The sequence below is a fragment of the Motilimonas sp. E26 genome, from assembly GCF_021278025.1.
In the GTDB taxonomy this organism is placed as follows: Bacteria; Pseudomonadota; Gammaproteobacteria; order Enterobacterales; family CBDFNC01; genus Motilimonas.
In genome coordinates, this window is sequence record NZ_JAIBHJ010000029.1 from 15,266 (window position 1) to 27,537 (window position 12,272).

The window sequence follows — 12,272 nt, forward strand, 5'->3', positions numbered from 1 at the left end:
GGATGAATGCAGCACCTTACACTTCCCCAAGGCCAAGTTTGGTTTGATGAAACATTACTCAAAGAAGATCCCGTGCTGTGTTTTGACGCTGATTTTTGGCAACAGCAAAATGCGCTGATAGGTTCGGCGCAAGGCCGCGGCACTACTTGGTTTGTTCGTGGTGAAAAAGTTGATATGGCACTGCGTCATTATCGCCGCGGTGGTTTATTTGGCAAGCTGGTGGCCGATGCTTATTGGTTTACCGGTTGGCAGCAAACCCGCAGCTATCAAGAGTTAATGCTATTACAAAAACTAGCGCAGGGTGGCGTCAATGTCCCGCGTCCAGTGGCTGCTCGCGCCATTAAACGTGGCCTAACTTATCACGCCGATATTCTGGTTGAAAAAGTGCCCAATGCACAAGATTTAGTCGGATTGTTAATCAAGCAAGGGTTACCCGAAAGCGTGTGGCAGCAAATTGGCCAAACAGTGGCAAAAATGCATCAGTTGCAGGTGAATCATACTGACTTAAATGCGCACAATATTTTGTTTGATGAGCAAGGCCAAGTTTGGCTCATTGACTTTGATAAGTGTTATGAGCAAAAAGGTAAAGCTTGGCAACAGGGGAATTTAGATCGTTTACTGCGATCGTTTCATAAAGAAGTCGGCAAGCGTAAAATTCACTTTAATCAGGCTGACTGGCAAGCGCTGATGGCGGGTTATCAAGGCTGACCTTTCGATATCTTCACGCTTTTTCGCTGAATAAATTCAGCTCCTACTCTGCTAGAGATAAGTAGATAAGCCTTGTACGGTTTTCGCTACTGCGCCTTGGTTTTGCTTTACCACTTGTAATGCGGCTTGGCCCACTTGCTGCGCTAATCCCTGATCGGATAACAGCTGCGTCACTTGCGCCGCCAGTTGTTCGCTGTTTTGACAGACCCACAACCCTTGCGCTTGACGTAACTGTTCGGCGATTTCGGTAAAATTATAATAGCTTGGCCCAGTAATCGTCGGTTTTGCCAATGCAGCAGGCTCTAGCATGTTATGGCCTCCCACCGCATCACCAATTAAACTGCCGCCCATAAACGTGGCATCGGCTGCGGCGAGCATAAGTAGCATCTCGCCCATGCTATCGGCTAAATACACTTGACATGGTTGAGTGGGATTAAACCCTTGGCTGCGCCGCTGCACACTGAACCCCATATCTTGGCAAAGTTGTGCCATCGCATCAAAACGCTCCGGGTGGCGCGGTACTAAAATCAACAAGCTATCAGGTAAGGTTTTAAGTACGGCCTTAAATGCATCTAGCACTTGCTCATCTTCGCCTTTATGGGTACTGGCTGCGACCCAAACAGGGCGCGTAGCGCCAAGCTGATGGCGTAATGTTTGCGCTTGTTCAGTAACACTTGAGTTTATTTGAATATCGTTTTTTATTGAGCCGGTAACACTGACTTGTTGCGCGGTTAATCCGAGTTGTTTAAAGCGATCAGCATCACTTTGGGCCACGCAAAACAGGTGATCGATGTGGCGTGATATTTCATTAAATACCCATTGAAACGTGCCATAACGGCCAGCAGAGCGCGCAGATAATCGAGCGTTAACGATGCAAACGGGTATGCCTGCCGATTTAGCGCTGGCAAGCGTGTTGGGCCATAGCTCTGTTTCCATGATCAGCAAGCAACTGGGCTTAATGTTGCGGATAAAGCCGTTAATACAAACGGGCAGGTCGATAGGCATATAGCGATGGCTGACAAGATCGCCGAGCTTTGCAATTTGCGCCGCGCCTGTGCTGGTGGTGGTGGTCACCACGATTTGGTAATCAGGGTAGCCTTGCTTTAGCGCGCGAAGCACTGGAATAGCAGCAAGAGACTCGCCGACTGACACGGCATGTAACCAAATAACCGGCTGGGCATTTGTGAGTGTCGGTGTTAAACCAAAATGCTCTTTCCATCTTGTGCCAAACTTGGGCTTGTTCGGTTTGGATTGGTATAAACCAAATAGCAGCAAAGGGGCGGCAAGTAACAAGATCAAAGTATAGAGAATACGAATTAACACTGGATCACCAAGAAAAAGGGCTTTGAAAGTTGAGTTTATACCTAAACGTCTATTAGCTAAATAGTTTATCCCCTTTCTACTTGAAGCCGCATCAGTGTTGGCTAAGCTCATTCACCCCTATCACATCGTTTATCTATGCTCATGGGATGGACGAGCGTGCCGCCTACCTGCAACTCCAAGTAGTTTGGGTATAGAGCAACGAGTAACGGCTCGCTCTAGTGGTTTTTTCTGATATGATTTGGCCACTTGCTTGCATTGAATGGGTGTATTTGAAAATTCATGATAAAGACGATTAATGGTACATCTGGGCCCTACCGATTTTTATTCTATATCGAGCAGAACTATTCCTTTGCTATTTTGCGGCCTTTACAACAAGTGGCAAAAGCGGAAGGTAATGAGGTAGCTTGGCTGTTGGTGGGTGATGAAGTGTCACCGACGTTTTTAGCGGATGATGAAGTGGCTCTGGTTGATGTGGCCGCCGCTGTTAACTATCAGGCCGACGCTGTATTTGTTCCGGGTGACCGCGTGCCAGCCTTTATCCCAGGTCTTAAAGTACAGGTTTTTCATGGTTTAAATGAGAGTAAACGCGGTAATGTTTACCCTGAACGTGGTCTGTTCGATCTGTATTGCACCGAGGGTCATGAGCGCAGTGCCACCTTGCAAGCACAGGCCAATAAACGTGGTTACTTTCAAGTACAAGAAACCGGCTGGCTGAAACTAGACAGTCTGTTTAATTACCAATGTGAACAAACTTGGCCTAGGCCGCAAATATTATTTGCCTCAACCTTTAGCCCGACTCTATCGTGCGCAGAAGCCGTGTATGAGCAAATAAAATTGCTAAGCCAGTCTGACCAATGGCATTGGCTTATCACTTTGCATCCAAAAATGGATCACACTACGGTGGCCAAATATCGCGCGTTAGAAAATGCTAATCTGAGCTTTTTCGAGAACGACCAAGTGATTCCATTGCAGCATCGTGCTGACTTAATGGTGTGTGATAACTCTTCGGTATTTCAGGAGTTTCTGTTGCTGAAAAAGCCTGTCGTGACAGTGAACAACCGTGACCCTCAGGCTTGTTTTATTAATATCACCGAGCCGGAAAAATTAGCCGATGCAATTGAGCTGGGGCTAAATCCTAGCCATGAATTATTAGCCGCGATAGCGCAGTATGGTCCAAGTGTGACACCTTATTTAGATGGGCAATCGGCTCCTCGTGTATTGAAAGTCGTGAGTGATATTTTGCAGCGTGGCTGGCAGGATAAAAAGCCAAAGAATGTCTATCGTAACTTTCAAATGCGCCAAAAACTTAATTATTGGAAATGGTAACTCATGAGTAAACATACCCTGTCTGTTATTTTAATCACCAAAAATGAAGCCGATCGTGTTGAACGTTGCCTTCAGTCTGTTGCTAAGGTTGCCGACGAAATCATTGTGCTCGATAGTGGCTCGACTGATAGCACGGTAGAAATATGCCATCGTTATACCGACAACGTGACAAGCACAGATTGGCCCGGCTTTGGTAAGCAAAAACAGCGTGCATTAGCGCAAGCGAGTTGTGACTGGGTGCTTTCTATTGATGCTGATGAAGCCCTTGATGACACCATGGCACAAGCCTTATCGAACTTGTTGGCGCAACCGACTATTAAACACACGGCTTATCGTTTACCTTGGGGCGTTACCTTGTACGGCAAAACCTTAAAATACGGTCGTAGTGCACGTTCGGTGCTGCGTTTGTTTAAGCGTGAAGGTGCTGCATACACACCCGATGAGGTTCATGAAACGGTTATTCCAGCAGCGGGCAGTACTGGCACATTAAAAGGTTTTTTACTCCATTACACCCATCGTGATTACGGTCATGGTCTTGATAAAGCGGCGCAGTACGCTTGGCTAGGGGCGCAGAAATATCATCGTAAGGGCAAAAAGTCTCATGGCTTATTGCTGGCATTACTGCGCGCCAGTTGGACTTTTTTTCATATTTATTTTTTACGCCGCGGTTTCTTAGATGGCAGCGTCGGTTTTATTATGGCCATGACCTATGCCCAAGTTAACTTTAATAAGTACGTTGGGCTGTGGCTGTTGGAAAAGGGGCGCTGACTCCTGCATTTTGAAGTTATTGGGATAAAAATAATATTGTGTTGGCAGACTTTCGATTGTTATTTTGGTCGACAAGCTTTAATTAAGCGCACTGCAGACAGTCTAAATTGCTCTAAACTGAGCGGTATGTTTAGTGTTGGATCACAATATTGTTTGTGCAGCGCAAGCCAATCAAGGTGACTAAATTCATTGGCTCGTTTCAAAGCTCTCTTTGATATTTTCCGTAAACCCAATCCCATGTGCTCTGGTTCGCAAATAATAATATTACTAGCCAAAAAGCGTTGCCAAAATTCTAAATCTTCGCGGCTATGGTCAAACCGATGACCCATCAAGGGGGCTCGTTCAGTAAGGCTACGGAGCCAAATCTGGCAATAGGTTTGCTCTGCTTCTAAAGCGTATTTAGCCTGGCTTTGTTGTGTTTTGGTCAGTAAGGCTTGAGCAAAAGGTTGGTCCAAAAAATTAGGCTGTTGCCAAATTTTATTCAAATCTTCTGTTTGGCCATAATAAAAAAAATCACTTGGACTCATGATCACATCACGGCCATGAGAGTTTTTGCGAAATAGATTGGCGTTTATCACTACTTTTTCTGCAAACAGCTTATCAACGGGATTATGCGCACTGTACCGCTGTTGCAATGCGACAAACTCATTGCCGTTCAAAAAATTGTCACTGCGCAGTTTAACTGCATAAGGTGTCGTGACATGAGCCAAACCAGTCTTGGTTGACGTGATTTGGCGATAATAGTTTTTTGGACAAAATCCGTCGTTATTCTGACCGGGGTCATCACTGAGCACCAGCTCGTCGTACTCTAATCCCGTTAGATCTTGATGGTGCCACGTCGATAAAATGATCTTGGCATCGGGTAAGAATGTGCGAATACTGGATAAACAACGTTGGGTGATCCCTGCTTCATGGTGGAGGCGATCAGGCATGTTTTGTACTGGCCCCTGCACAACGACGCTGATATGCCCAAATTTGCTCATAGACTCGCCTCTTTAAAGGCATCATATTCTGCTGGTACCCCGCAAAAAATAACCTCACTTCGCTCAATCAGGTAGTAATGAATTGCTTTGCCTTGTGCGATTAAATAATTGTACAAAGGCGCAATATAAAGCTCACCCTTTTCCCATTGGCCTTGCGGCAGCGCAGCATAATGATGATAGGCACTAAGGTAATCTTGCATCTCAGAAAAATAGTAAAGGCCGGTACTGCATAAGTCAGAAATAGGGCGCTTTTCAGCTGTTTCAATCACTTGAGTGGATTGTTCGTTAATTGGTTTGGCAAAAGACCAATTATCACCTGAGCCGCGAAACACTTCTAAATAGCCATCACATTGAGCCTGAATGGCAGGAAATAAAAAGTTGGGTCGAAAGGTATCAATATTGAATATAGTTATGGGACCAGACTGTTGCTCAAGTTGCGCTAAGCCTAGGGTGACGGTTTCAGCTTGGCCACGAGTCGCTTCGTTAAGCTCGACAATAATGATGTTCTGGATGCCTAATTCTTGTGCTTGCTGCTCGACAAAATCACGTGTTTGATATAAATCACGGACGATAAACAAAAATGTTTCACTAGCAAAATAAGCTTTAAAGCTATTGATGGCATGAGCAAATAAGGTTTGTTCATGTGCCATCAACATATACTTAGGTTGTTGGTAGCCGGCTTTGAAAAAGCGAGAGCTCAGGCCCGCCATTGGAATCACTATCATTTGCTGTCCTTAGCCAATATTTGGCTATAACGGTACATTTTTTTAGTCCGACTGATTATTTTCATTTTTGTTTCAAACCGACTTGGAAATACATAAATAAGCCGTTGTAGGAAAAGTTTAAATAGGGCTAGATAAGGTAATGGATGGGTGGGATCGCAATACTTTTTATATAACACGTACCAGTCACTCAGCTGATAAAAGCTACATTTGCCTCGAGTACGGTTAGCTCTTGATTTTCCAAGAAACTTTTGACAAAGCGCGAGGCCGATTTTTTCTGGCTCTGCAATAATAAGATTGTTAGCAATAAAGGCTTCACTAGCTTTTAGTTTGTCACCCGCTAGATCGTGCAAATGTAGCAACTCAATTTGCTGGTTGAATTGTTTTAATCCTTCCTGCCAAAACATTTGCGTACAATCAATTGGGAAATAAGGGTAGGACGTGCTGACCTGCTGTTGCTGTGATAAGTCATAGTTATCTTGTAAGGGGATATCCCAAAGTTTTAATAAGTCTTGGGTCAAACCGAAGTAAAAAAAGTCGCTAAGATGATAGGCAACGGGCTTCCCTTTGGCGTATTTGCGACTAAAGGTATTGCTGATCACAATGCGCTGCTGAAACACGCTTTGTTCTGCTTGTCGAATGAATGCTTGCTCAAATAATGCAATGAATTCATTTGATATTAAATAATTGTCGGTTCTTAATTTTAGCGCGTATTTGGTGGTTACTGCGGCTAAACCGTTCAGTGTCGACACGATCTGGCGATTATTGTTAAATAACTTTGGTTTATCCGGAGCTGTAAAATAGCGGATGTTGGTACCTGGATCTTTATTGAGTAATAATTGGTCGAAATCTAAATTATCAAGATCTTGGTCGTGCCAAGTAGATAAAATGATTTTTGCACCCGGTAGGTAAGTTCGAATTGATTGCAAGCAACGTTGCGTAATGCCTTCATCCATGGCTCGTGCGGCATAATTCTGCACTGGACCTTGTACCACAATGGTAATGTCTTCAAATCTCATTTGCTTGTACCTGTAAGTCTATATTTTAGTGGCTACCATGATGAATGTGCGGCTTTTTCTAACAAATCGAGGTGTGCACTGGCCATTTTTTCCGCGCTAAAATGTGATAAAGCGTGTTGTCTGATCGTTTGCGGGTCAAGAGAGGCCGTTTTATCAATGGCAGCAATAAAATCAGCTTCATTATTACAAACAAAGCCGGTCACGCCATCAATAATGAGCTCACTCATTGCTCCACGGTTATAGGCAATGACTGGAGTGCCGGACATCATTGCTTCAACCACCGTCAGCCCGAAGGGCTCCTCCCAATTAATGGGGACCCACAATGCTTTAGCATTTTTTAATAAATCCCGCTTTTTTTGTCCGTCAACATAACCTACCGGTTTTATTTTTGAATGCCAAGCAAACCAGGTTTCAGGTGAGCCAAACCGATGGCCTCCAGCAACAATAAGAGACTGATTGGTTTTTTTTGCAATGTTAATCGCCTGTACAACGCCTTTTTTACTGCGCTTTACTTTAGCAAGAAACAATGAAAAATTTGATTTTTTTCCATTAAATTCGACGCTTTCAACTGGGATGCCATTGTGTACATAAACCTCAGCATTCGCTTGTTGAGCATGAGATTTAGACACATAGACACAATTAGGGGTGTTTGCCGCGCCGGCATGGACCACTGAAACAAATTTGTTAAATCTTTGCTGTAGCGCGTAGGCTAGCTCGTCACTTAAGCCGCCATGATATTCAATATCGGTGACGTCCTGAGGGATCGCTTTAATCAGGGTATCGAAATCAATATTTTTGACATCACAGGTCACATGTTGGTAACTGCTATTAGATGCTCCCCGTGGAGATAGGGCAGTTACTTTGCAGCCCAGTTGACTTTGTGCGCTCGCTAACCAATCAATCAACCGATTTGAGCCGCCGCATGATGGTGTAGGTGGCAGTGCTTGATCATGTATATGTAATATGTGTCTCGTCATTTACTTATATCTCTGATTCTTCATGGGCAGTATGACGTTATGCTATTGGTTTGGTTTTATCAGGTAAATCATGACTGTTCTTCGGCTAACAGCTGATATAGCCGGAAGGCATTGGCTAATAAGGCATTTTGGCGGTTTTTATCATCTGCATGTAAAGGCAGCATAGATAAAAACAGCTGGATCTGCATGGCGTAGATTTCACTGCGAGTCAGGCCATATTTTTGCTCAACTTGCGTCATGAAAAATTGTTGTGTGGCTTTCAGCTCTTTGGGCTTTAACAGCGCAAAATCGATGATGTTTTCAGTGATCGTTAAGTCGAAATATCCCGCGATAATCCAATCATATAAACCAATAATTGAATGGCTTAATTTGGCCAAGTCGTAGCGAACATCACCAAAAATAGTCAGTTCTTGCTGCTGGTTTAAACCACGCGGATCAATGGTTTTTATGCTGTTAGTGCGAAAGTCGTACAAAATATTACTGAAGCAGAAGTCGCCATGCATCACCGTACTAGCGTGTTGTATCTTTGGTAAGTAATCTTGACTTAACCGATCCAGTTCAGTCAGTGATAAAGTGAGACTTTGGTTATAGTGCCATTTTTTTTCTGGATCTAACTGCTGTGTTTTACAGTACAGCGCTAATCGCGACTGAGTTTTTTCCGCAAATAGGGTGGCTAAATCCGATACGGGTTGCTGTGACGGCGCGGAATGTAACAAGCATTCATCGATAAAATGTAAGCAGCCGTTAATGATGCGTCGCCAAACCATGTCTGGTAAGGCTGAAAACACATAAAGCTCATTGAGCGCAGTGTGGTGTAAATACTCGAGACGATAGGCACAGCTTTCAGCATTTTTATCATGGGTCGCGCCTAAAAACTGTGGCGTAAAAGTGCGCATCATTGGCGGCAGTTGTTCAAACCAATGGGCTTCAGCTTGGATTTTTATACTTTTGTGGCTCGACTTTTCAATCCAACGCGGCGTGATGGTAAGCTCATTAAAGGCGCGCTGCGTGGTGTATTTTGCTTTAGAGCGGTAGTAGGTATTGACATGGCCAAAGTCAAGCCAGTTGTCGATACGAACCGTCGTCAGGCCTACTTGAGCATGGTATAAATTCATACCGCCGTTGAAGTCCCAATGAGCTTGAATGAGGGCTTTAATTAACACTTTTGGTTGGCTACATTTAAAATAGCCACTGACTACATTGGCGCTGTCTAGTTCGCTACGAATTTGGTTGGTTTTGAGTAGTTCAGTTTCATCGTGAGTGACCACCGCCCAGTTGTAGCTATTTTCTACTTCACTGATGGCAACAATATCTTCACCTGATGGCAGCTCTGGGATCAGGGTGTCACCAAACAGAATCGATAACGGTTCATCTACGTTTTGGCCGACCAAGTTAAGGGCTGAAATTAAAGAGGCGCCCAGAGAAATATCATCGGGGATAGCTAAAATAGTGACGTTGCGTTGTCGTAACCAGTTGCGGTCAAAATCACTAATGGCATAGCTTTCTGGTACGGTGAGAAAAACCCGCTTACCCGTTGGCGCGCTGTTAACTTGATGCTGAAACAGGCGCTTATTCCCTAGTGGCAAAAATGCAGGCGGAATAGTACCAAACTCAGATTCAAGCTCTTGGCTGATATAAGCCGCCGACATAATTAGGAACATGCTTTTTCCTTGGCTAATAGGGCTTCGATTTCAGCAAAGCTCATAGACGCAAATTCAGACGGACGTACCGAACGGTCGTCAATGTAAAAGCCTTCATGACCACACCAAGGTTTGCCTACGATCACTTCATCATAAGGCACTTCATGTTTGTCTAACCATGCGGTGATGATAGGCAAGGTATGAATATTGATTAAGCCAACATTGCCTTGATGGGTGCGCATATTACGTGCAGTGTGAATGCAAATGCTAAACCCTTGTTCTTTATAGCTGCGTAATTGTTTGATCACGTCTAAGTTAGGTGAAACATTGGGGTAGTCATTGGTGTCACCTAAGGTGATGGTGCCATCTAAATCTACAACGAGTTTTTTCATTATCTATCCTTTAATACCAAGACAGCGGCCAAGGTTTTATCCGATGAGGCCTTTGGAAATAGTTAGCCTAACAAACGCTGGAAAAAATCGATATGGCGCTGCACTGTTTGTTTGGCATTGAATTCATTATCTAATTTTGTTTTTGCGGCTTGGCTGAATGCGGCAATTTGGGCTCTGTTATTGGCTAGCTTATTCATCGCTTGACCAAAAGCTATGGCGTTTTTGGTAGGGACGACATAACCGGTTTTACCATCATCCACTAACTCTGGTGAGCCGCCGGTGGTAGTTACCACAGACGTGGTGCCATTTGCCATCGCTTCAATAATGGTGCGCGGTAGGCCCTCACCACTAATGGAAGGCTGCACCTGAAAATCAGCCATGGCCATAATAGAAGGAACGTCTTGACGATGGCCCACTAAGTGGATCCGCTCGGCCATTGGGCTGGCAGCAATTTCATCTAAATGCGGCTCAAAGCCGCTGCCAACTAATAGCAAATGAAAATCGGGATTGTCCACTTGTTGGCAGGCTTGGATCAATACCGAAATACCTTTGCTCGGTCGTACATGAGCTGCACACACAGCAATAACGTGTTGTTCGGTCAAACCAAACTCACTGCGCGGGGTTGGTTCAACCTGATACCATGCTAATTGGTGGCCTTTATATATGGTGACGACATTATCTTTTATTCCCCAAACACGCTGGCGTACATCTTGCCGCACTGCGTCAGACACACAAACAACACCATCAACTCTCGGATTTAAATGAGTAAGGTAGGCGCTAGGATCATGGCGATATAGCCCCCCCGTTGTACCGCGATAGGTTACAACCTTTACCTTAAGTCCGATACTGGCCAAAATCGCGTTGGGAATGGTCTTAGAATTAAAGGCATAAAAAATATCGTAATCACCTGCGAGCAGTTCTTTACGCATCGCTTTAATGGTTTTTATAGATATTTTTTTATTGGGATAGCAATCCAATGTTTTAACGCCACAATCATTAAAGCGCTGGTTGTAGTCCGCGCTGCCTTGCGTTAATACCGTAACGGTATGGCCTTGCTTGACCATTTCAATAAACATTTCAGCTTCAGGGCGAACACTATTCCAAGCATGTAGATATGAGCTCGCGACGAGGATTTTCATAGTTGTCCTGTTAGTTGGGAGTGATTTTGTTTTAGTCGAATACTCAAGGCTAGCAAAGTAACCATAATAAACGAGTAAAAAATCATACCTGAGTTATGACCAAGAAAAACTTGGGTTAGGCCAAACCCAATAAACATGATACTTGCAGCGATGCCCGCTTGATTAACCGCGCTGAGCTTGGGGTGAGATGCGTCTTTGTTTTTCATGAAAATTAAAATGGGCGTTACTAGCATGGCAATAAGGCCAACTAAACCAAATAGGCCGCGCATTGACAAGGCTTCAATGTATTCATTGTGCGCGTGATAGGTTTCTGCGCCACTATACAGCTCGATTATACCTGCTGCTACTTGTTGTTCACGCTCTGCTACTCGCTGTGCTTTACTCAGTCCCAATATTGGATATTGTTTGATAGTAATAGTCGCACTTTTCCACAGCTCAAACCGAACGCCAATTGAAGTGTTTTTGTCGCCATTGCTGTATTGCGAAATATTATTTATCGCCTCATTGAGTCTTAAATGTTCCCGGACAACATCATTAGATGCTGCGCAGCCAATTAATAAAATGAGAAAAACGGCGGTGCCTGTCAACGTTTTAAGTGAGAATTTCGTGTTACTTACAACTAAGTAAATGAGGGCTACTGGCAGTAAAACCCAGCCACCGCGTGAGCCAGATAAAAAGCTAGCCAGCATGCCGAATAGCGCTCCTAGTGACCCAACTATCACCCATGTAGTTTGCTTCGTTTTATGAAAATACAATACAAAACAAAGGGAGATAATACCAAGAGTCATTGCTATATTGCCGCTTTGTATCGGCATATAGCCCTTGTGCCACCAAGTCGTCCCCACTGGACCCCAACGTTCAAATGCTCTTGGCATCAATTGTACTTGAGTTTGATAAAGTGCAATACAACCGGCAATAATTGAGCCAATCATAAAGCTAATCATTAGCCATTTTAGCTTCGGCGGGTAACAAATTAGCAATAATAACACGGGCAGAGCCATGATAATGCGACTGGTTTGGTCGATATAGCTGGCAGATTCACCGTGCACCAGCATTGCTAATACAAACACCAAAAAATAACCGCCAAAGACTAAGCTGATTAGTTTGACTTGAGGTACACTCAAGGCGATTCTTGTTTCTTTTAGCAAAAAAATAGCGCACAGAAATAATGGTGTTGCGCCATAGTTATAGCCTTTACCAAAGCTTAAGCAAATGATGGGAAACAGGCAGGTTAGTATGGTTACTAGCAAGTGAACTTTTGACTTCATTAATTTC

General features: G+C 44.1%; 12 protein-coding genes. 3 read left to right on the forward strand and 9 right to left on the reverse strand.

Annotation, left to right across the window (positions count from 1 at the left end):
* Positions 1–6: 6 nt before the first annotated feature.
* Positions 7–708, forward strand: coding sequence for a 3-deoxy-D-manno-octulosonic acid kinase (locus K1M91_RS18085; RefSeq protein ID WP_232803665.1), 702 nt, complete (start codon positions 7–9; stop codon positions 706–708).
* A gap of 51 nt (positions 709–759) precedes the next feature.
* Here the strand turns inward: K1M91_RS18085 and waaA are convergent, their stop codons facing one another.
* The gene (gene waaA / locus K1M91_RS18090; protein ID WP_232803666.1) at positions 760–2,142 is read right to left on the reverse strand and encodes a lipid IV(A) 3-deoxy-D-manno-octulosonic acid transferase; all 1,383 of its coding nucleotides are present in this window, start codon (positions 2,140–2,142) and stop codon (positions 760–762) included.
* Between the two features lie 168 nt (positions 2,143–2,310).
* Here waaA and K1M91_RS18095 point away from each other — a divergent pair, with 168 nt between their 5' ends.
* Both K1M91_RS18095 and K1M91_RS18100 read left to right on the forward strand, forming a co-directional pair.
* Positions 2,311–3,357, forward strand: coding sequence for a CDP-glycerol glycerophosphotransferase family protein (locus K1M91_RS18095; protein WP_232803667.1), 1,047 nt, complete (start codon positions 2,311–2,313; stop codon positions 3,355–3,357).
* Between the two features lie 3 nt (positions 3,358–3,360).
* On the forward strand, positions 3,361–4,125 hold the full coding sequence (locus tag K1M91_RS18100) for a glycosyltransferase family 2 protein (protein ID WP_232803668.1): 765 nt from the start codon (positions 3,361–3,363) through the stop codon (positions 4,123–4,125).
* Between the two features lie 59 nt (positions 4,126–4,184).
* Here the strand turns inward: K1M91_RS18100 and K1M91_RS18105 are convergent, their stop codons facing one another.
* The 8 genes from K1M91_RS18105 to K1M91_RS18140 all read right to left on the reverse strand — a co-directional run bounded on the left by K1M91_RS18105 (position 4,185) and on the right by K1M91_RS18140 (position 12,265).
* Positions 4,185–5,108, reverse strand: coding sequence for a WavE lipopolysaccharide synthesis family protein (locus tag K1M91_RS18105; RefSeq protein ID WP_232803669.1), 924 nt, complete (start codon positions 5,106–5,108; stop codon positions 4,185–4,187).
* Positions 5,105–5,833 (reverse strand): glycosyltransferase family 2 protein, encoded by a 729-nt coding sequence (locus K1M91_RS18110; protein WP_232803670.1) that lies wholly within the window; start codon positions 5,831–5,833, stop codon positions 5,105–5,107. Before K1M91_RS18110 ends, K1M91_RS18105 begins: the two co-directional genes overlap by 4 nt.
* Positions 5,830–6,849: a WavE lipopolysaccharide synthesis family protein gene (locus tag K1M91_RS18115; RefSeq protein WP_232803671.1), complete on the reverse strand. Its 1,020-nt coding sequence runs from the start codon at positions 6,847–6,849 to the stop codon at positions 5,830–5,832. The genes K1M91_RS18110 and K1M91_RS18115 overlap by 4 nt, the downstream gene beginning before the upstream one ends.
* A 32-nt stretch (positions 6,850–6,881) precedes the next feature.
* Entirely contained in the window at positions 6,882–7,826 is a 945-nt protein-coding gene (locus K1M91_RS18120; protein ID WP_232803672.1) for a glycosyltransferase, read from the reverse strand.
* 68 nt (positions 7,827–7,894) lie between these two features.
* A complete protein-coding gene (locus tag K1M91_RS18125) occupies positions 7,895–9,487 on the reverse strand; it encodes a capsular biosynthesis protein (RefSeq protein WP_232803673.1) in 1,593 nt (530 codons plus the stop codon).
* Positions 9,478–9,858, reverse strand: a complete 381-nt coding sequence (locus tag K1M91_RS18130) for a capsular biosynthesis protein (protein WP_232803674.1) — start codon at positions 9,856–9,858, stop codon at positions 9,478–9,480. Before K1M91_RS18130 ends, K1M91_RS18125 begins: the two co-directional genes overlap by 10 nt.
* A gap of 62 nt (positions 9,859–9,920) precedes the next feature.
* Positions 9,921–10,997, reverse strand: coding sequence for a glycosyltransferase family 4 protein (locus K1M91_RS18135; protein ID WP_232803675.1), 1,077 nt, complete (start codon positions 10,995–10,997; stop codon positions 9,921–9,923).
* The gene (locus K1M91_RS18140) at positions 10,994–12,265 is read right to left on the reverse strand and encodes an O-antigen ligase family protein (protein ID WP_232803676.1); all 1,272 of its coding nucleotides are present in this window, start codon (positions 12,263–12,265) and stop codon (positions 10,994–10,996) included. Before K1M91_RS18140 ends, K1M91_RS18135 begins: the two co-directional genes overlap by 4 nt.
* Positions 12,266–12,272 lie beyond the last annotated feature (7 nt).

Bases quoted from the DNA above. Each gene is read 5' to 3' on its own strand.
- K1M91_RS18085 (WP_232803665.1), top strand. From the start codon at position 7: ATGCAGCACCTTACACTTCCCCAAGGCCAAGTTTGGTTTGATGAAACA.
- waaA (WP_232803666.1), bottom strand. From the start codon at position 2,142: ATGAGCTTAGCCAACACTGATGCGGCTTCAAGTAGAAAGGGGATAAAC.
- K1M91_RS18095 (WP_232803667.1), top strand. From the start codon at position 2,311: ATGATAAAGACGATTAATGGTACATCTGGGCCCTACCGATTTTTATTC.
- K1M91_RS18100 (WP_232803668.1), top strand. From the start codon at position 3,361: ATGAGTAAACATACCCTGTCTGTTATTTTAATCACCAAAAATGAAGCC.
- K1M91_RS18105 (WP_232803669.1), bottom strand. From the start codon at position 5,108: ATGAGCAAATTTGGGCATATCAGCGTCGTTGTGCAGGGGCCAGTACAA.
- K1M91_RS18110 (WP_232803670.1), bottom strand. From the start codon at position 5,833: ATGATAGTGATTCCAATGGCGGGCCTGAGCTCTCGCTTTTTCAAAGCC.
- K1M91_RS18115 (WP_232803671.1), bottom strand. From the start codon at position 6,849: ATGAGATTTGAAGACATTACCATTGTGGTACAAGGTCCAGTGCAGAAT.
- K1M91_RS18120 (WP_232803672.1), bottom strand. From the start codon at position 7,826: ATGACGAGACACATATTACATATACATGATCAAGCACTGCCACCTACA.
- K1M91_RS18125 (WP_232803673.1), bottom strand. From the start codon at position 9,487: ATGTTCCTAATTATGTCGGCGGCTTATATCAGCCAAGAGCTTGAATCT.
- K1M91_RS18130 (WP_232803674.1), bottom strand. From the start codon at position 9,858: ATGAAAAAACTCGTTGTAGATTTAGATGGCACCATCACCTTAGGTGAC.
- K1M91_RS18135 (WP_232803675.1), bottom strand. From the start codon at position 10,997: ATGAAAATCCTCGTCGCGAGCTCATATCTACATGCTTGGAATAGTGTT.
- K1M91_RS18140 (WP_232803676.1), bottom strand. From the start codon at position 12,265: ATGAAGTCAAAAGTTCACTTGCTAGTAACCATACTAACCTGCCTGTTT.